The organism is Streptomyces flavotricini (assembly GCF_020639365.1).
Lineage (GTDB): Bacteria > Actinomycetota > Actinomycetes > Streptomycetales > Streptomycetaceae > Streptomyces > Streptomyces flavotricini.
In genome coordinates, this window is the sequence record NZ_JAINUL010000001.1 from 2,436,029 (window position 1) to 2,454,128 (window position 18,100).

Genomic DNA, 18,100 nt, shown 5'->3' on the forward strand with positions numbered 1-18,100 from the left:
CTGGACGACATCAGCCTCGATGTCGCCCCCGGCGAGTTCGTCACCATCCTGGGGGCCTCGGGCTGCGGCAAGTCCACCCTGCTCAACCTGGTCGCAGGACTCGACAAACCGACCACCGGCACCATCGAGACCGCCGGCCGCCCCGCCCTCATGTTCCAGGAACACGCCCTCTTCCCCTGGCTCACCGCCGGCAAGAACATCGAACTCGCCCTGCGCCTGCGCGGCATCCCCAAAACCGACCGCAAAACGGAAGCCGAACGCCTGCTGGAACTGGTCCGCCTCGGCGGCGCCCACGGCAAACGCGTCCACGAACTCTCCGGCGGCATGCGCCAGCGCGTCGCCCTGGCCCGCGCCCTCGCCCAGGACAGCCGACTCCTGCTGATGGACGAACCCTTCGCCGCCCTGGACGCCATCACCCGAGACGTCCTGCACGGCGAACTCACCCGCATCTGGACCGAGACCAACGTCTCCGTCCTCTTCGTCACCCACAACGTCCGCGAAGCCGTCCGCCTCGCCCAGCGCGTGATCCTGCTCTCCTCACGACCCGGCCGCATCGCCAGGCAATGGACCGTGGACATCCCCCAGCCCCGCCGCATCGAAGACGCGGACGTCGCCGAACTGTCCCTCGAGATCACCGAACACCTGCGTGGGGAGATCCGCCGCCATGGCCAGCACTGAAACCAAGCCGAACCTCGCGGCCAAGGACAAGACCGACGACCTCGCCGGCCTGGAAGCCGGACTCGACGCCCTCGACGCCGTCCAGACCCACCGCACCCCCACCCGCGAGGTCTTCATCAAGAAGGTCCTCCCGCCCTTCCTCGCCATCACCCTCGTCCTCGTGGTCTGGCAGGTGCTGGTCTCCCTGAAGGTCACCGACCAGACCAAGCTCCCCGCCCCGTCCGCGGTCTGGAACAGCCTGTCCGACATGTGGCTCAAGGGCACCCTCCTCGACGTCGTCTGGACCAGCGTCTCCCGCGGCCTGCTCGGCTTCCTCCTCGCCCTCGCCATCGGCACCCCCCTCGGACTCCTCGTCGCCCGCGTCACCTTCGTCCGCGCCGCCATCGGCCCCATCCTCCAAGGCCTGCAATCCCTGCCCTCGGTCGCCTGGGTCCCCCCGGCCGTCCTGTGGTTCGGCCTCAACGACGCCATGATGTACACCGTCATCCTCCTCGGCGCCGTCCCCTCCATCGCCAACGGACTCGTCGCCGGCATCGACCAGATCCCCCCGCTCTTCCTCCGCGCCGGCCGCACCCTCGGCGCCACCGGCCTCCGAGGCGCCCGACACGTCGTCATGCCCGCCGCCCTCCCCGGCTACCTCGCCGGCCTCAAACAAGGCTGGGCCTTCTCCTGGCGCTCCCTCATGGCCGCCGAAATCATCGCCAGCTCCCCCGACCTCGGCCTCGGCCTCGGCCAACTCCTCGAAAACGGCCGCAACAACATCGACCTCCCCGGCGTATTCCTCGCGATCATCCTCATCCTCGTCGTCGGCATCGCCATCGACCTCCTCATCTTCAGCCCCCTCGAACGCCGGGTCCTGCGCACCCGCGGCCTCCTGGTCAAGAACTGAGCCGCGCCATGCGTCCCCTCTTCCGCGCCACCTCACCCGCGAGCGACCCCGTCCTGCTCGTCATCGCCCACGGCAGCCGCGACCCGCGGCACGCGGCGACCGTGCACGCCCTCACCCGGCGGGTGCGGGCGCTGCGGCCGGGGCTGCGGGTGGAGACGGCCTTCCTCGACTTCGACACCCCGACGGTGGCGCAGGTGACCTCCGGCCTGTACCGGTCCGGCGTACGGGAGGTCGTGGCCCTCCCGCTGCTCCTGACCCGGGCGTTCCACGCGAAGTCCGACATCCCCGCGGTGCTGGCCGAGGCCGCGTCCCGCCTGCCGGACTTCTCGGTCCGGATCGCGGACGTCCTCGGCCCGTCCCCGCTCCTGGTCGGCGCCCTGGAGCGCCGCCTCGCGGAAGCGGGCCTCACCCCGGCGGACCGCGCCACCACCGGAGTGGTGCTCGCGTCCGCCGGTTCCTCCGACCCGGAGGCGATCGCAGTGATCGCTGAAATCGCGCGGGAGTGGCGGCACACCGGTTGGTGCGCCGTGCGGCCTGCGTTCGCCTCCGCCCGCCTGCCCCGTACGGAGGACGCCGTACGGGCCCTGCGCGCCGAGGGCGTCCGCCGGGTGGCCGTGGCCCCGTACGTCATCGCCCCCGGGCGCCTGCCGGACCGTATCGCCTCGGGCGCGGAAGCCGCCGGGGCGGACCTGGTGGCCGGTGTCCTCGGCGCGGCCCCCGAGCTGGCCCGCCTGCTCCTGCGCCGCTACGACACGGCGCCGCGCAGCGCCCCCCTCCTCACCGCGGCCTGACGCCTAGGGGTGTCCGCAAAGTCCCGCCCGCCCCGCGACGCCCGGCACGCGCCCTCGGCGTGCCGGACGCCGCGGGGCCGCCCTCCGGGCGGCCGGCGCTACTTTGCGGACACCCCTAGCTAGGCCCTCGCCGCCGCCTCGTCGGCCAGGGCCGTCAGGTCCTCGATCGACATCGCGCCCGGCGGCAGGCCCTCGCGGGCGAAGATGTTCGCCGCGTGGCGGAGGGTGTCGTTCACCGGGGTCGGGACCCCGTGGAGGCGGCCCAGCAGGGAGACCTCGCCGTTGAGGTAGTCCGCCTCGATGGAGCCGGTGCCCCGGCTCAGGGACTGCCAGGAGGAGCCGCCGCGCACGCCCGGGGGCTGGCCGACCTTGCCGTCACGGGCCGCCGCCTGTTCCGCGTCGGAGGCGTACGCGATCCCCGCCGCCCCGAGCGCCGCCCGCCCCTCCCGCTGCGCGCGCAGCAGCAGGGCCGCCTTCGCCGGGTGCGGCTCCGGGCCCGTCGTCGCCTGGACGGCGTTGCCCAGGTTCCCCAGCAGCTTCGCGTACTTCCAGCGCATCACGTCCTCGACGACCGGCGCCTCGAAGCCGGACTTCTCCAGGTCGGCGGCGATCCGCCGGGCCCGCGCGTCCGCGCCCCCGGCCGCGAGCCCGATGTGCAGGATGCCCGTCAGCGGCGCGCACAGCGCGGAGACCACGCCCGGCTCCAGGAAGGTGGCGGGCAGCCAGACGCAGACCCCGTACACGCGGGCGAAGCGGCGCAGCGCCAGCCGCTCGCTCTCCACTCCGTTCTGGGCGCACAGCACCGGCAGCCGCTGGGCCGCCGTACCGCCGCCCGCCACCTCCGCGTCGCCCCACGCGTCGAGCGCGGCGATCGCGTCCTGGGTCTTCACCGCCAGCAACAGGACGTCGTCGGGGCGCAGTTCACCGAGTTCCGCCGGGCCCGTGACCACGGGGATCCGGTGCACCCGGGTCCCGTCCGCCGTGGTGAGCCGCAGCCCGTCCGCCGCGAGGGCCTGCGCGTGCGCGCCGCGCGCGACGAGGACGGCCTCGGTGCCCGCCTCCGCCAGCCGTCCGCCGATGGTCGCGCCGATCGCCCCGGCGCCGATGATGATGTAACGCATGCTCCGGAGCCTGGCACATCCGGCGCGCTGCGTTACCGTCGGGGCATGGTGGACGACGTGTTCCTTCTCGGCGGAGATCTCCCCGTACGGCGGCTCGGCCTCGGCACGGGCGGCCTGGTCGGCCCCGGCTACTGGGGCCCGCGCGGCAGCCGCGCGGAGGCCCGGGCGGTGCTGCTCACCGCCGTCGAGCGCGGTGTCACGCTCATCGACACCGCCGACAACTACGGCCCCGACCTGGCCGAGGAGCTGATCGCCGAGGCCCTGCACCCGTACGGGGAGCGGCTGGTCGTCGCCACGAAGGGCGGGGTGGTGCGCACCGGCCCCGACCGGTGGCACGCCGCGGGGCGGCCCGAGCAGCTGCGGGCGATGTGCGAGGCGAGCCTGCGGCGGCTGCGGGTGGAGAGCATCGGCCTCTACCAGCTGCACCGCTTCGATCCGGCGGTCCCGGAGGCGGAACAGCTGGGCGCGCTGGCCGCGTTGCGGGCGGAGGGCAAGATCCGGCACATCGGGCTGGACACGGTGACCGCCGAACAGCTGCGGCAGGCGCTGGAGGTGGTCCCGGTGGCCTCCGTGCAGAACCCGTACAACCTGATGGACCGGTCCTCGGAGGAGGTGCTCGCGCTGTGCGGGGCGCGCGGGATCGCCTTCCTCCCGTACTACCCGCTGGGCAGCGGCGCCCTGACGCGCGAGAGCGCGGCGGCGGTGACCGCCGTGGCCTCCGAGCATCGGGCGGGGCCGGGGCAGATCGCGCTGGCCTGGCTGCTGCACCGGTCGCCGGTGCTGTGCCCGACGCCCGGGACCGGGTCTCCGGCGCACCTGGCCGAGAACCTGGACGCGGCGACCATCCGGCTGACGCCGCGGGAGATGTCCGTACTGGACGCGCTCGGCCGCTAGGGGGTGTCTTTCGGATCAGGGCGGGCCCGGCGCCGTCGCGCCCGTCAGCCGGCCGTGAGCTCGACGAGTTTCGCGACGGTGTTCCAGTTCCGGGTCGTCGCGTCGATGCCCTTGAACACGGCGGGCTTGTGGAGCGCCTCGCCCAGCTTGGAGCGGCCCAGGCCGTCGGGGGCGTAGAGGTAGACCACCCGGTCTCCGATCCGGTACTCCTCGGGGAGGTACGAGGGCCCGTCGATCGAGGCGAAGCGTTCTTCGGCGGGCTGTGCGGAGAGGAACGTGGCGTGCAGCTGCCGGCCCTCCAGCTCGGCGGCCGGGAAGGGGCAGGCCTCGGCGACGGCGCGCAGGTACTCCCCGTCGGCCACCAGGCAGGCCACCGCGAAGCCGAAGCGGGCCTCGATGGCCCGCTCCAGCTCGCGGGCCAGGGCGGCCTGGTCCCTCTCCGGGCTCGCGAAGACGGCGTTGCCGCTCTGCAGGTACGTCTGGACCTCGGTGAGGCCGAGCCCCGCCAGGACCTCGCGCAGCTCGGCCATCGGGACCTTCTTGGCCCCGCCGACATTGATCCCGCGCAGCAGGGCGGCGTACTTCTTCGTGGTCATGAGCGAACGATAGGACCGGGCACCGACAGTGCGGGCAGTTCGGCCTCGATGAGGTCGGCGGCCTGTCGCGTACCGCCCTCGGTGGCCATCCGCGCGCGGATCGCCTCGGCGCGGGCGGCGACCTGGGGGTCCTCGACGAGTGCGAGGACGGCCTCCCGCAGGGTGCGGGCGTCGGCCTCCGCCATGGGGACGTGGCGGGCGACGCCGAGTCCCTGGAGCATGTCGGCGTTGCCGAACTGGTCGACGCCCTGGGGCACGGCGACCATCGGGGTGGCGGTGGCGAGGCCTTCCTGGCTGCCGCCGGCGCCCGCGTGGGTGATGAAGGCGTCGGCCCGGCGCAGGATGTCCAGCTGCGGGACCCAGCGGTGGACCTCGACGTTGGCGGGGAGCGCGCCGAGTTCGGCCTCGTCGGTGAACTTGCCGATCTGGAGGACGACGTGCCAGTCGGGGAGGTCGCCGAAGGCCTCGGCGCAGGCCCGGTAGAAGGCGGGCTGCTTGGTGAAGGTGGAGCCGAGGGAGACGAGGAGCACCTTCTTCCCGGCGGCCGCTTCCGGGCGCTCCCAGGTGCCCTGGTCGGCGCTGCGGTCGCCCTGGCAGGCGCCGACGAAGGTGTGGACGCTCTCGTCGACGCGGTCGGCGTGCGGCTGGAGGGCGCGCGGGATGAGCACGATGCTGCGGCGCGGCCGGCCGACGAAGGGGTCGCTGTCCTCTTCGATGCCGTTCTCGTCGAGCCAGGCGCGGAAACGGGCGTAGTACGCCCGTCCGCGCTCGGTGGCGCGCAGCCTGGCCGTCATCGGCTCGCCGACCTCCTCCTCGTACCCGGTCCAGGCGACCAGGTTGGGGGAGAGGGAGACGGCGGGGACGCCCCAGCGGTGGGCGAGGACGCGCGCCGGGTAGGAGGTGATGTCGTGGAGGACGAGGTCGGGCTCGTCGCCCTCGAAGGCGGCCGCGAGCTGCGGCAGGGCCTGGACGGCGTCCTCCAGGAACGGCTCGATGTTGTCGATGAGCTCGGTGCCCCAGGCCTCGGGCTCGTCGTCGGTGGGGAGGGTGGAGTCCCAGATCACCGGAGTGGCACCGGTCTCCGCGATCTTCTCGGCGAAGGAGGCCGGGATGGCGTAGCTGACGCGGTGGCCGCGGGCGACGAGCTCGCGGATCACTTCGATGCTCGGGTTCACGTGCCCGTGGGCGGCGATGGAGAACATGGCGATGTGTGCGGGCTCGGCTGAGGTCATGCATCGAGGCTAACGAGACGATACGTCTCGTGCAACATGAAGATCCGGCCATGCGCGGATCGGGTGCGAAACTGGGCGGATTCACGAAGATCCGGATCCGGAGAGAGGCTCGGGGCGGCGGCATGGACGAAGCGCAGGCCAGGGACGTACTGACGGCGGCGGGCCTGACGGGCCCGGCCGGTCCGTCCGTACTGCTGGCGCTCGGCGAGAACGCGGTGTTCGCGGTGGGCGAGCTGGTGGTGAAGGTCGGCCGGGAGGCGGCGCTGCTGGAGCGGGCCGGGCGGGAGCTCGCGGTGGCGGGCTGGCTCGAACAGGTCGGGATCCCGGCGGTCCGCGCGGCCGAGCCGAAGGCCCGGCTGGTGGCGGGGCACCCGGTGACGGTGTGGCACCGCCTCCCGGACCCGGTCCGCACCGCCGGCCCCGAGGACCTGGCGGTGCTGCTGCGGCGGATCCACGCCCTCCCTGCCGCGCCGGTCGCGCTGCCCGCGCGGGACCTCTTGGGCGGGGTCGAGCGCTGGCTCCGGCTGGCCGGCGAGTCGATCGACCCGGCCGACGCCGCCTACCTGCGGGCCCGGCGCGACGCCTACGCCGACGAGGTGGCCGCGCTCACCCCGCACCTGCCGCCGGGACCGATCCACGGCGACGCCCTGCCCCGCAACGTCCACGTGGGCCCGGACGGGCCGGTCCTGGTGGACCTGGAAACCGTCTCGGCCGACCTGCGCGAGCACGACCTGGTGGTGATGGCCCTCTCCCGCGACCGGTACGGCCTCCCGGCGCAGTCGTACGAGGCCTTCGTGACGGCGTACGGCTGGGACGTACGCGACTGGGAGGGCTGCGCGGTGCTCCGCGGCGCCCGCGAGACGGCCAGCTGCGCCTGGGTGGCCCAGCACGCCCCGACCAACCCGAAGGCCCTGACCGAATTCCGCCGCCGCGTCACCTCCCTCCGCGACGCCGATCCGGAAACCCGCTGGCACGCCTTCTAGGAACACGGCCGGCAGCCCCACACGGCACACCGGGGGCTTCGCCGGGACGGGCCGCGCTCAGCGGAGTCCTCGCCTGCGTCGTCAGTTGGCGGGGACGGCGTCAACGGCGCCGTCGGCATCGGAGGATTCGGCGGCGGGCAGGGCGGCGCGGGCCGCGAAGGCGTCGCGCAGCAGGGCCGCCCCCTCCGTCGAGCCGTGTCCGTCCAGCCACGATGCGGCGAGGGAGACGGCCCGGCGGGCGTCGTGGGGCGAGAGGTCGGTACGGACGATGAGCGGGGCCAGGACGTGGCGGGCGCGGGTGGTCGCGGCATAGTGGTCCAGCCAGGCGAAGGAGGCCTCGACGGCGTCCGCCGCATCGTCGGCTCCGAGGTCCTCACGTGAGAGCAGGCCGTTCAGGACGGCCGGAGCACCGTGCGAGTTGCCGTACTGGGCCAGCCACGACAGGGCCATTGCGAACGCGTGCCGGACCTCTTCCGCGGTGGCCTCGGGGCGCTTGAGGAACGGAACGACGACGAACCTCGCGCGCGCGGTCGCTGCGTGGCGGTCCAGCCAGTCCGCGCCGAAGGAGACGGCCCGACGGGCCTCGGCGGGGGTGAGGTCGGTGCGGTCGAGGAGCGGGCCGAGCACGTGGGCCGCGTTGGCCGCGGGCGCGTGGCGGTCGAGCCAGACGAGAGCATGGACCGCCGATTGCCGGGCCTGGTCGGGCGTCAGGTCGATGCGTTCGAGCAAGGGCTTCAGTACGTGGCCGAGGCTCACGGCGTTCGGCTGGGCGGCCAGCCAGGCCAGGGTGCGGGTCGTGGCCCGCACGGCCTGATCCGGGGTCAGGTCGGTGCGCGCGAGCAGGGGGCCGAGGAAGCGGCCGGCCCTGCCCGCGCTCGGATGCAGGTCCAGCCAGGACAGCGCGTACGCGATCGCGCGGGACGCTTCCTCCGGGTCCAGGTCGCCGCGCCCGAGCAGCGACTCGAGTACGTGGCCGGCGCCTGGGGTGTCCATGCCGTCGGACAGCCACGCCAGGGCGTGTTCCTTCGCTCGGACCGCTTCCGGGGCGCCGAGGTGGGCACGGCGCAGCAGGGGCTCCAGTACGAACGCCGCCTCCCGCGCGGAGCCGTGTCGGTCGAGCCAGGTCAGCGCGTGCCGGGCCGAGCGACCCGCCGTGTCCGAGGACAGGGTGCTGCAGGCCAGCAGAGGGCCTATGACGCGCTGCGCCTCGGGCATCAGGACGTGCCGGTCGAGCCAGACCACGGCCAACTGGGTGGCGCGTTTCATGACGTCGGGATCCCTGCGGACCAGAAGCGGCGCGAGCACGAAGCGGGCCTCGGGGGTGTGCGCGTACGCGTCGAGCCAGGTGAAGGCGGCCTCAGCCCCCCGCCGGGCGTGGTCGCCGCCCAGATCGCTGCGCGAGAGCAGTGTGTTGAGAACGAACGGGGTATTCGCAATGGTGGCATTGTGGTCGAGCCAGTCCAGCGCCGTCGTGACCGGGAGCAGTGCGTGGTCCGCGTCCAGGTCGGTGCGCTTCAGGAGCGGGACCAGCAGGTAGCTGCCCCGAGGGTCGGTCAGGTGGGCTGCCAGCCAGGCGAACTGCGCTGCTGCCATGCGCCGGCTCTCGAGGGGACCGAGGTCTGCCCGCGCTTCCAGGGCCTCCCGGACGACGCGCCCTTCCGGGGCGCCGGCACGATCGCCGAGCCATTCGAAGGCCGCCTGCAGCACCCGTGGGGCGTCGGCCGGCGGCAGGTCGTGGCGGCTGAGCAGTCGTGCGAGTACATAGCCGGCATCGGCCGTGTCGGCGTGCAGGTCGAGCCAGGCCAAGGCCTCGGAGAAGGCCGCGGAGATCTCCTCCCCGGTCAGGTCGGTGCGCACCAGCAGGACGTTGAGGACATAGCCCGCGTCCAACGTCCCCGCACTGTGGCCCAGCCACACGAGGGCGGACCCGACCACCCGGCGGACATCGGCCGCCGCCAGGTCCGTCCGCAGGAGCAGCGGCTTGAACACGAAGCTGGCCTCGCCGATCGCATGGAGGCCGAGCCAGTCGAAAGCGGTGCGCAGCACCTGCTGCACATCGCCGGAAGCCAGGACGGAACGGCCGAGCAGCGGGCCGATGATGTGTCCGGCGCTGGCTTCGTTCCCGTAGTGGTCGAGCCAGACCATGGCTGCGGCGACCACCCGATGCATTTCCGCTTCGGGAAAGTCGACCAGCCTGAGCAGCCGCTTGAGGATGAAGGAGGCCTGTTCGACCTCCGCGTGGGAATCGAGCCAGTCGAGTACGGCGGACCAAGCGCGGCTGCGCTCGTCGACTGTCAGGCCGGTGTGCTCCACCAGCCGGCCGAGGACGAACTCGGCCTGTATCGCCCGGGCGTGGAGGCCGAGCCAGTCCAGGACGGCGGACAGGACGCGCTCGCCGTCCTCGGCGGCCAGGTCCGTGCGGACGAGCAGCGGGGACAGGACCCAGTCGGCGTCGATGGTCGTGCCGTGGAGGTCCAGCCAGGCGCGGGCGGCGCGCAGGAGCCGTCGCAGGTCCTCGTCCGACAGGTCGGGCCGAGCCGCCGCCGCCCTCAGGACGTGCCGGGCCGTCAGCGTGGTGGCGTGGGCGTCCAGCCAGGCGAGGCCGGTCTGCACGGTCCTCCCCGCCTCGTCGGGCTCCAGCTCCGGGCGGGGCAGCAGTGACTGGATCACGTACCCGGCGCCCAGGGTCGTGGCGTGGCGGCCGAGCCACGCGCGCGTGGCCGGCAGGATGCGCCGTACGTCGTCGGGGGTGAGGTCCGAGCGCGACAGGAAGGCATCGAGGACGTATCCGGCGCTGTGGGTGGTGCCGTTGCGGCTCAGCCAGGCGTACGCGGCGGACATGACCCGCCGGGCCTCGAAGGGGTCGAGGTCGGTGCGGTCGAGCAGCGGTCGGAGCACGTATCCGCCACCCGGCGTCGCGGCGTGGCGGTTGAGCCAGTTCAGCGTCAAGGGGACGGCCTGCTGCACCGCCTCGGGCGGCAGGTCCATGCGGGACAGCAGCGGAGCCGCGACGTAGCCGGCGGTGCTGGCCCGCCAATACGCCGCCAGCCAGTCGAGTGCGGCGGGTGCGAGGAGCTGCGCGCCCTCGGCGGGGAGGTTGCGCAGCCCGCGGTGCAGCACGTGACGGGCGTCGTAATCACCGCCGAACGCGCCGATCCAGGGGCTGAGGACCTGGTCCCAGCACGCGACGGCGGCATCGGCCCACGGCGGACCGGAGCAGAGGGCGCCGAGCGCGTAGCTGCCGGCGTTGGAGTCCTCGCACATCAGGTCGCCGATGGTGGAGGCCTGCTCGGTGAACCACGCGCGCAGCAGGGGCTCGACGGCCGCTGCCCGGTCGGCGAGGGCCAGGTCGTTGACGAGGCGGCCGAGGTTGACGGAGAACCGACCGATGGTGCGGGCGTCCGTGAGGCTGCCGGCGAGCAGTGCCCGTGTGCCGGCGGTGTCCGGCCAGGCGGTCGGCTCGGGGAGAAGGACCGATTCCATGAGCTGGTCCGCGACGATGTCGTGGGCGACCGAGAGAACGCCGTCCTTCAGCTCCAGCCAGCCCAGCGAGACCAGGGTGGCCACGATGCCGTCGGCCTCCTCGACCTGGTCGGCGGCAGCACCCGTGAGCGCCGACCTGGCGGCGGCGACCACCGCGGCCTGGCCCTGCGGGCAGGCCGCCGCGGCGGCAGCGGCGGCCACGAGTCCGAAGGAGGCGCGGGCGGGGACGAGGCTTCCAGGGGTGCGGGCGGGAACGGTGAGGCCGTCCTCCTTCAGCCGGTTCAGCAGCCAGGCGGTCAGCTCGCCCCCGGAGCGCAGACCCGTCAGCTCGGGGATGGAGAAACTCCCCGCCTTGACCCGGCGCTCGATCTCCTGGGCGACCAGGAGCGCCACGATCGGGCGGCTTCCGCAGACCGCGAGCATGCGGTCCGCCCCCAGGCGGTGGATCGCGGTGGGCGCCAGGGTCTCCAGTGCGTTCCTGGTGACGAGCCGCTGGAACTCTTCGTCCTGCCGTACGTGGATCTCGTCGAAGAGTTCGGCGACCAGGGCCCGGTCGGCCTCCAGCAGCCAGCCCGGGCGTGCCGAGGCGAGCAGGACCATCGGGACGGAGCGGCGCCGTGCCATGGGCAGGAGCTGGTGCCGCAGCGCCTGCAGGTCGAGGTTGGTTTCGTTGAGATCGATCACCACGAGCACGGAGCTGGTCTCCGCGAAGGCCTCCTCGGCTATCTCGTCGATGATCTGGTCGGTGATCTGGTCGCCGGCCGATCCGTCCCGGGCCTGGGGCACGAGGTGCAGTACCCGCCAGCCCTCGTCGATGGCGAGCTGACCGACCTCGAGGCCGGTCCGGCTCTTGCCCGTGCCCGCCGCTCCGATCAGCAGGACCCCGCGGTCCGCCGAGGTCACCAGATGCGTGAGCAGCCGGTGGGGGGCCGCGTCGTGTTCGCTGCCCGGGGAGACGAAGGGCAGCCGCTCCGGGGTGAAGTTCTTCTCGAAGTCGCCGAAGCCGCTGATGCGCTCCTGCTGGGAGACGACAGACCGCTGCCGGCGGCCGGGCCTCTGTTCCTCCAGGGCATCGAGCTGCACCGCCCGGGTCCGTACGAAGTTCTCGCCGAGGATCCGGACGAATTCGGGGTCGTCGAGAGCCTTGGCCACGGACTCTGCCTCCGCGCTGCTGGTCCCGGCGGCGGGCAGCCGCTGGGCCTGCACTCCGATGAGACAGCCACCGGGCGCGAACAGGGCCGTGCCGGAGATCCCCTTCCAGGGGTCCCTGCCGTCGACCGGCTCGGGAGGCGGCGCGGACGTGATGGTGAGGTCGAGCAGCTCCGACTTCATGTTGGACCCGAGCTTGACCAACCCGTCCACCTGCCGGCTGTCCCGCCGGTCGAGTCCCTGGTACCTGGCCGATTCGGCACGCTGTGCGAGGGCCGGGAAGCCGACCCCTACGAACGGCACATTGCCCACCCCGTTCGGCAGCCGTCCGATGGAAAGGCCGGAGACGGAGGGGAGCTCCGCGGGCACGGCGTCGAGCTCCAACAGCGCCAGGTCCTGGCGCTGTGCCCCTCCCCTCCATACGAGCGTGGCGGGGAGGGCGTCCTTGCCAGTCCCGAGCAGCACCGTGCAGGCGTGATCGCGACGCTCGAACAAATGGGCCACCGTGAGGACCAGTCGTTTGCTGATCCGGTATCCCGACCCGAATTCGACGCTGTCTTCCAGCCGGACGATGACCTGGGCCACCCGGCTCTTGTCGACGGAACTCATGCAGAGGCCGGCCGGGCTCAGAAGAGGTCGGAGACGTCGTCACCGGTGAGGACGGCGTCACCTCCCGCTGTCTGGGCGCCCAGCGCGATCTTCACGGTGTGGGTCTCGGCGGACTTGGCTGTCGCCTTGCCTCCGAGCGACACCACCCAGAAGCGCACACCGGCGTTGCCTTCGCCGGTCTTCTCGACCGCCACCTGCAGTTCCAGGTCAATGGAGTTGATCTTGAAGCGCACGTCCTGGCCCGCGGCATCGACCCGGGCACGGTTGATCTCCGACCGGAGCGAGGTGAGCAGATCGGCAAGTTCGATGTTCATGGGACCCCCCGGAAAGCAGCTGCGCGATCGACCACGGGCGGCGGACGTCACGCATCGGCCGGGCGTCGTGAGCTTGTGAACGCGGACAAGTGCATCAGAGGGTAAGGGCTCGGCCGTCGCTCCGAATCACCTCCGGTCGGGCACCGTCGAAATCCGGCCAACACCGGGGCCCGTCAGCCGCCTCAGGCCGTCGCCGGGAGGGCCGTGCGCAGCGGCCAGTTGGGGTCGATCACCGCGTCCGGGGTGCCCTGGCGGCGCAGGTAGGACTGGAAGTCGCGGGCCCAGCGCTCGTGCCAGGTGCCCTGGCGGGCGTGCAGGGCGGCCGGGGTGAGCGCCGCCACCTCGGGGTGGCGGGCGGCTATCGCGCGGGCCACCTGCACCGCGGCCAGCGCGTCGGCTCCCGCGTCGTGCGCGGAGTCCAGGGTGACCCCGTACACCCCGCACACCGCCTCCAGCGTCCGCTTGCCGCGGCGGTAGCGGTCCACGGCCCGGTCGATGGTCAGCGGGTCCACCACCGGCCCGGTCTCGGCCCCGCCCAGCCGGTCGGCCAGCGAGGGCAGCCCGTGCCGGGCGAGCTCGGCCGTCAGCAGGGACAGGTCGAAGGCCGCGTTGTACGCGACGACGACCGCGCCCCGGCGCCAGTGCTCCACCAGTGCCTGCGCCACCTCGTCCGCGACCTCCCCAACAGGGCGGCCTTCCGCCACCGCCCGCTCCGTGCTGATCCCGTGGATCGCCGAGGCCTCCTCGGGGATCGGTATCCCGGGATCCGCGAGCCAGCCGCGCCGCTCGCGCACCTCGCCCGCCCGCACCTCGACCACCGCCGCCGTCACGATCCGCGACTCCCCCGGCTCCGTGCCGGTCGTCTCCAGGTCGAATCCGATCAGCACACCGCCGTGCCAGTCCCCCATGCCGCGCCCCTCCCCCGCACTCCCCGTGCACCTTCGGTCTGTGACTTTCAGCCTGCCACGGGGCACTGACAGTCAGGACACCGGGCGGGAGTCCTCCCAGATCGACTCGAATTCCTCGCGGTACGTCGGGAACAGCCCGTGGTCCGCGTCCCGCGCCGGGCCGCGGGCGCCGCCGCCCCGCAGGACCAGCACCGGCGCCTCCATGCCGCGCGCCCGGCGCAGGTACGACTGGACCACCGCGATGCCCGAGGTCTCCCCCTCCACCAGGTACGCGGTGAAGCGGGGCGTCTCGTCGAACACGTGGATCTCGAACCGCGAGGGGTCCCGCAGCCCCGCCCTCACCCGGCGCACGTGCAGGATGTTCATCTCCACCGAGCGGCTCAGCTCGCCCTTGCGCAGGCCGAGCTCCCGCTCGCGCCGCTTCACGGCGCTGCTGGCCGGGTTCAGGAACAGCAGCCGGACCCGGCAGCCGGCCTCCGTCAGGCGCACGAGTCTTCGTCCCGAGAAGTTCTGCACCAGCAGGTTGAGCCCTATGCCGATGGCGTCGAGCCGCCGCGCGCCCCCGAACAGGTCCTCCGCCGGGAGCTGCCGCTGCAGCCGCACCCGGTCCGGGTGGACCGAGATGACGTCCGCGTACCGGTCGCCCACGAGGTCTTCGACGGCGTCGATGGGCAGCCGGTCCGCCCCCGGGGAGCCCGCGCCGCCGCCCAGCACCTCCAGCAGCCGCGCGGAGGCCCGCTCGGCCTGCTCCAGCACCGCCCGCGACAGGGCCCGGTTGCGGGAGACCACGTTCCGGGTGACCTCCAGCTCGTCGAGGGCGAGCTCGATCTCCCGCCGGTCGTCGAAGTACGGCTCGAAGCACGGCCAGTGCTGGACCATGAGCTCCCGCAGCTGCGGGAGCGTCAGGAAGCTCAGCACGTTGTCGTCGGCCGGGTCGAGCAGGTAGCCCTTGCGCCGGCTGACCTCGCGGACCGCGACGGCCCGCTGCACCCACTCCTGCCCGGCGGGCCCGGCGGCCGCGACCACCCAGTCGTCCCCGCCGTGCACGGGCTCGTAGATCGGCCGCAGCACGGCGCCGACGACGGCGCGCAGCCGCTGCTCGATCAGGTTCAGCCAGATGTACGCGCGGCCGGCCCGCTGCGCGCGGGTGCGGACCTCGCTCCACGCGTCCGCGCCCCAGTCCAGCTCGGCCCCGGCCCGCACACTCCCGGCCGCCGTCGGGGCCAGCGACACCGCCCCGGCCGGCACCCCCGTCGGCATGCCGCCGGACACCCCGCCGGGCGCACCATCGGGTGCACCTCCTGGGGCGTCCGCCGGGCCGCCCTCGTGACCGCTGTCACCAGGGGGCAGCTCCAGACCTCCCGAGCTCACCCGTGCACCGCCTTCTGCGTCTGGACGCCCGTCTCCAGTGATCACGGAAGGGTACTCCGAGCTCGGCGCCCGGTGCAGCCCGATGCGGTCCGACGGGCCGCGCACGGGTGGTCCGTTGACCCATTATCGGATGCCCGCATAGTCCGCTGACCCGCATATCAGCTCTCCGGGTCACCCGGTAGGAGCAACCCAAGTCCCCGCGTACGGGCCCACTTTCGGGGAAGATCTGGGGCAGACGCGGTCCACGCCGGATCGGCACCGACACATCAGCCCGCCAGCCGGGGGAACGAGGGGAAGAGCCGAATCCATGCAGGTCTGGCCGGGACAGGCGTATCCGCTCGGCGCCACGTACGACGGCGCCGGCACCAATTTCGCGGTCTACTCCGAGGCCGCCCGACGCATCGAGCTGTGCCTCCTCCACGACGACGGATCGGAGACGGCGGTCGAACTGCGCGAGACCGACGCCTTCGTACGCCACGCCTACCTGCCCGGAGTGATGCCCGGGCAGCGTTACGGCTTCCGCGTGCACGGCCCGTACGAGCCAGAGCGCGGGCAGCGCTGCAACGCGGCCAAGCTGCTGCTGGACCCGTACGCGCGGGCCATCGCCGGGAGCGTCGACTGGGGCGAGCAGGTGTACGGCTACCACTTCGGCCGGCCCGACTCGCGCAACGACCTCGACTCGGCGCCGCACACGATGAGTTCGGTCGTGGTGAATCCGTACTTCGACTGGGCCAACGACCGCCCGCCGCGGCACGAGTACCACCACACCGTGCTGTACGAGGCGCACGTCAAGGGGCTGACCATGCGTCACCCCGATCTGCCCGACGAGCTGCGCGGCACGTACGGGGCGCTCGCCCATCCGGCGGTCATCGGGCACCTCACCAAGCTGGGGGTGACGGCGCTGGAGCTGATGCCCGTACACCAGTACGTCAACGACCACCGGCTGGTCGACGACGGGCTCAGCAACTACTGGGGCTACAACACGATCGGCTTCTTCGCCCCGCACAACGGCTACGCCTCCGGTGACCGCGGCCAGCAGGTGCTGGAGTTCAAATCGGCGGTGCGGGCCCTGCACGAGGCGGGGATCGAGGTCATCCTCGACGTGGTCTACAACCACACCGCCGAGGGCAACCACCTGGGCCCGACGCTGTCCTTCCGCGGACTCGACAACGCCTCGTACTACCGCCTCGCGGACGACCCCCGGCACTACATGGACACCACGGGGACGGGGAACTCGCTGCTGATGCGCTCCCCGCACGTGCTCCAGCTGATCATGGACTCGCTGCGCTACTGGGTCACCGAGATGCACGTGGACGGCTTCCGCTTCGACCTGGCCGCCACCCTCGCCCGGCAGTTCCACGAGGTGGACCGGCTGTCCTCGTTCTTCGACCTGGTCCAGCAGGATCCGGTGGTGAGCCAGGTGAAGCTGATCGCGGAGCCCTGGGACCTGGGCGAGGGCGGCTACCAGGTGGGGAACTTCCCGCCCCTGTGGACCGAGTGGAACGGCAAGTACCGCGACACCGTGCGGGACTTGTGGCGGGGACAGCCCCGCACCCTCGCGGAGTTCGCGGGCCGGCTGACCGGCTCTTCGGACCTCTACCAGGACGACGGCCGCCGCCCGCTGGCCTCCATCAACTTCACCACCTGCCACGACGGTTTCACCCTGCACGACCTCGTCTCGTACGACGAGAAGCACAACGAGGCGAATCGCGAGGGGAATCGGGACGGGGAGACGCACAACCGGTCCTGGAACTGCGGGGTGGAGGGGCCGACGGAGGAGCTTGAGGTCCTGGAGCTGCGCGAGCGGCAGATGCGCAACTTCATGGCCACGCTGATGCTTTCGCAGGGCGTGCCGATGCTCAGCCACGGCGACGAGTTCGCCCGCTCGCAGGGCGGCAACAACAACGCGTACTGCCAGGACAACGAACTGTCGTGGGTGGACTGGCCGGAGCCGGGCAAACCGGCGCCCTCCCTGCTGGAGTTCACCCGGCGGATGGTGTGGCTGCGGCGCGACCACCCGGTGTTCCGGCGGCGCCGGTTCTTCCACGGCCGTCCGGTGGAGGGAACCGACGACGAGCTCTCGGACATCGCCTGGTTCACCCCGCACGGGGAGCCGATGCGGGCCCGTGACTGGCAGGCGCAGCACGCGCGCTCGCTGACGGTGTTCCTCAACGGGGAGGCCATCTCCGAGCCGGGCTCGCGCGGGGAGCGGATCACCGACGACTCGTTCCTGCTGATGTTCAACGCGGGTGCCGATCCGCAGGAGTTCACGATCCCGGCCGGGCACGGCGCGCAGTGGCGGCTCGTCGTGGACACGGCGCGCCCGGACGTACTGCCACCCGGCACCGGACCGCAGTACGCGGCCGGGGACCGGGTGGCCCTGACGGGACGGTGCCTGGTGGTGCTTCAGCGGCCGGCGTAAGGGGATCCGGGCGTACCCCCCTCCGGGGTGCCCGCCGCCTCCGGGGAGGCGGTCTGCTGCGCCGGGATGAACACCTTCGGCGCGGCGGGGTGCGGCCGGGCGGCCGGCACCCGGGTCACGAGGGCGAGGACGAGGGACAGCGCGGCCGCCCCGACGGCGACCGCGAAGGCCCCGGCGGGCCCGTACCGCTCGGCGAGCCGTCCGCAGGCGGCGAGCGCCACGGCCTGCCCGGCCACGAGCGAGCTGGCGGCGAAGGCCGTGGCCTCGCCGAGCCGGGCCGGCTCCACGACCCGCTCGGTGAGCGCGAAGGCGGTGATCAGGTGCGGGGCGTAGGCGGCCCCGAGCACCGTGACGGCCGCGTACAACGGCCACAGGGCGTCGGTGAAGAGCAGTGGTACGGAGAGCGCCAGCGCGGCGGCGGTGGCCGCCCGCCAGCGCACCCGCAGCCCGATCCGGGCGGGCAGCGCGCCGAGCGCGAGGCCCACGGCTGCGCTGACGACGCCCATCGCGGCGTACACGACGCCCGCCTGGCCGGGGACGCCCAGACGAGCGGTAAGGGCGGCTATTCCGGCCTGGCAGGCGCCGAACATGGCGCCCTGGAGGAGCAGGGAGCCCCGTACGGCGTACACGACGCGCGGGTGGCGGGCGGGGCGGCGGGCG

At 73.0% G+C, this 18,100-nt stretch carries 13 protein-coding genes and 1 pseudogene; 6 read left to right on the forward strand and 8 right to left on the reverse strand.

Translation table 11 applies throughout. From position 1 onward, the window contains the following. The 3 genes from K7B10_RS11005 to K7B10_RS11015 all read left to right on the forward strand — a co-directional run. Positions 1-678, forward strand: a 678-nt coding sequence (locus K7B10_RS11005; RefSeq protein WP_229335929.1) for an ABC transporter ATP-binding protein, incomplete at its 5' end; no start/stop codon positions are given. Next, positions 665-1,567, forward strand: a complete 903-nt coding sequence (locus K7B10_RS11010) for an ABC transporter permease (protein WP_229335930.1) — start codon at positions 665-667, stop codon at positions 1,565-1,567. The genes K7B10_RS11005 and K7B10_RS11010, both read left to right, overlap by 14 nt. Before the next feature lie 8 nt (positions 1,568-1,575). Continuing rightward, positions 1,576-2,358 (forward strand): sirohydrochlorin chelatase, encoded by a 783-nt coding sequence (locus tag K7B10_RS11015; RefSeq protein WP_229335931.1) that lies wholly within the window; start codon positions 1,576-1,578, stop codon positions 2,356-2,358. A 119-nt stretch (positions 2,359-2,477) separates the two neighbouring features. Here K7B10_RS11015 and K7B10_RS11020 read toward each other — a convergent pair whose 3' ends face one another. After that, positions 2,478-3,479: a ketopantoate reductase family protein gene (locus K7B10_RS11020; protein WP_229335932.1), complete on the reverse strand. Its 1,002-nt coding sequence runs from the start codon at positions 3,477-3,479 to the stop codon at positions 2,478-2,480. 45 nt (positions 3,480-3,524) lie between these two features. Between K7B10_RS11020 and K7B10_RS11025 the strand changes: the two genes are divergently transcribed. Beyond that, the gene (locus tag K7B10_RS11025) at positions 3,525-4,373 is read left to right on the forward strand and encodes an aldo/keto reductase (protein WP_229335933.1); all 849 of its coding nucleotides are present in this window, start codon (positions 3,525-3,527) and stop codon (positions 4,371-4,373) included. A gap of 44 nt (positions 4,374-4,417) precedes the next feature. On the opposite strand, the gene K7B10_RS11030 is transcribed toward K7B10_RS11025, so the two are convergent. Beyond that, positions 4,418-4,969: a DUF1697 domain-containing protein gene (locus tag K7B10_RS11030; protein ID WP_229335934.1), complete on the reverse strand. Its 552-nt coding sequence runs from the start codon at positions 4,967-4,969 to the stop codon at positions 4,418-4,420. Further along, positions 4,966-6,239 (reverse strand): annotated as a pseudogene (gene mgt / locus K7B10_RS11035) (macrolide-inactivating glycosyltransferase). Before mgt ends, K7B10_RS11030 begins: the two are co-directional and overlap by 4 nt. Positions 6,240-6,323: 84 nt before the next feature. Between mgt and K7B10_RS11040 the strand changes: the two are divergent. Continuing rightward, positions 6,324-7,184, forward strand: coding sequence for a phosphotransferase enzyme family protein (locus K7B10_RS11040; protein ID WP_229335936.1), 861 nt, complete (start codon positions 6,324-6,326; stop codon positions 7,182-7,184). 81 nt (positions 7,185-7,265) lie between these two features. On the opposite strand, the gene K7B10_RS11045 is transcribed toward K7B10_RS11040, so the two are convergent. From K7B10_RS11045 to K7B10_RS11060, 4 genes are all read right to left on the reverse strand, one after another. Continuing rightward, entirely contained in the window at positions 7,266-12,425 is a 5,160-nt protein-coding gene (locus tag K7B10_RS11045; protein WP_229335937.1) for a S1 family serine peptidase, read from the reverse strand. Positions 12,426-12,442: 17 nt separating this feature from the next. Continuing rightward, positions 12,443-12,739 carry a trypco2 family protein gene (locus K7B10_RS11050; protein WP_229335938.1) on the reverse strand — a complete coding sequence of 99 codons (297 nt, stop codon included), beginning with the start codon at positions 12,737-12,739 and terminating at the stop codon, positions 12,443-12,445. 182 nt (positions 12,740-12,921) lie between these two features. Further along, positions 12,922-13,647, reverse strand: a complete 726-nt coding sequence (locus tag K7B10_RS11055) for a 3'-5' exonuclease (protein ID WP_229335939.1) — start codon at positions 13,645-13,647, stop codon at positions 12,922-12,924. Positions 13,648-13,719: 72 nt separating this feature from the next. Further along, on the reverse strand, positions 13,720-15,018 hold the full coding sequence (locus tag K7B10_RS11060; RefSeq protein WP_229335940.1) for a DUF5919 domain-containing protein: 1,299 nt from the start codon (positions 15,016-15,018) through the stop codon (positions 13,720-13,722). Between the two features lie 307 nt (positions 15,019-15,325). Here K7B10_RS11060 and glgX point away from each other — a divergent pair, with 307 nt between their 5' ends. Next, positions 15,326-17,440, forward strand: a complete 2,115-nt coding sequence (glgX, locus tag K7B10_RS11065; protein ID WP_229335941.1) for a glycogen debranching protein GlgX — start codon at positions 15,326-15,328, stop codon at positions 17,438-17,440. Here the strand turns inward: glgX and K7B10_RS11070 are convergent. Further along, on the reverse strand, positions 17,425-18,100 hold a 676-nt coding region (locus K7B10_RS11070), incomplete at its 5' end, for an MFS transporter (RefSeq protein WP_229335942.1). The two genes, glgX and K7B10_RS11070, sit on opposite strands and share 16 nt — an antisense overlap.

What these genes read in the sequence shown, in the direction of transcription:
- K7B10_RS11010 (WP_229335930.1), top strand. Translation starts at nt 665, where the DNA reads ATGGCCAGCACTGAAACCAAGCCGAACCTCGCGGCCAAGGACAAGACC.
- K7B10_RS11015 (WP_229335931.1), top strand. Translation starts at nt 1,576, where the DNA reads ATGCGTCCCCTCTTCCGCGCCACCTCACCCGCGAGCGACCCCGTCCTG.
- K7B10_RS11020 (WP_229335932.1), bottom strand. Translation starts at nt 3,479, where the DNA reads ATGCGTTACATCATCATCGGCGCCGGGGCGATCGGCGCGACCATCGGC.
- K7B10_RS11025 (WP_229335933.1), top strand. Translation starts at nt 3,525, where the DNA reads ATGGTGGACGACGTGTTCCTTCTCGGCGGAGATCTCCCCGTACGGCGG.
- K7B10_RS11030 (WP_229335934.1), bottom strand. Translation starts at nt 4,969, where the DNA reads ATGACCACGAAGAAGTACGCCGCCCTGCTGCGCGGGATCAATGTCGGC.
- K7B10_RS11040 (WP_229335936.1), top strand. Translation starts at nt 6,324, where the DNA reads ATGGACGAAGCGCAGGCCAGGGACGTACTGACGGCGGCGGGCCTGACG.
- K7B10_RS11045 (WP_229335937.1), bottom strand. Translation starts at nt 12,425, where the DNA reads ATGAGTTCCGTCGACAAGAGCCGGGTGGCCCAGGTCATCGTCCGGCTG.
- K7B10_RS11050 (WP_229335938.1), bottom strand. Translation starts at nt 12,739, where the DNA reads ATGAACATCGAACTTGCCGATCTGCTCACCTCGCTCCGGTCGGAGATC.
- K7B10_RS11055 (WP_229335939.1), bottom strand. Translation starts at nt 13,647, where the DNA reads ATGGGGGACTGGCACGGCGGTGTGCTGATCGGATTCGACCTGGAGACG.
- glgX (WP_229335941.1), top strand. Translation starts at nt 15,326, where the DNA reads ATGCAGGTCTGGCCGGGACAGGCGTATCCGCTCGGCGCCACGTACGAC.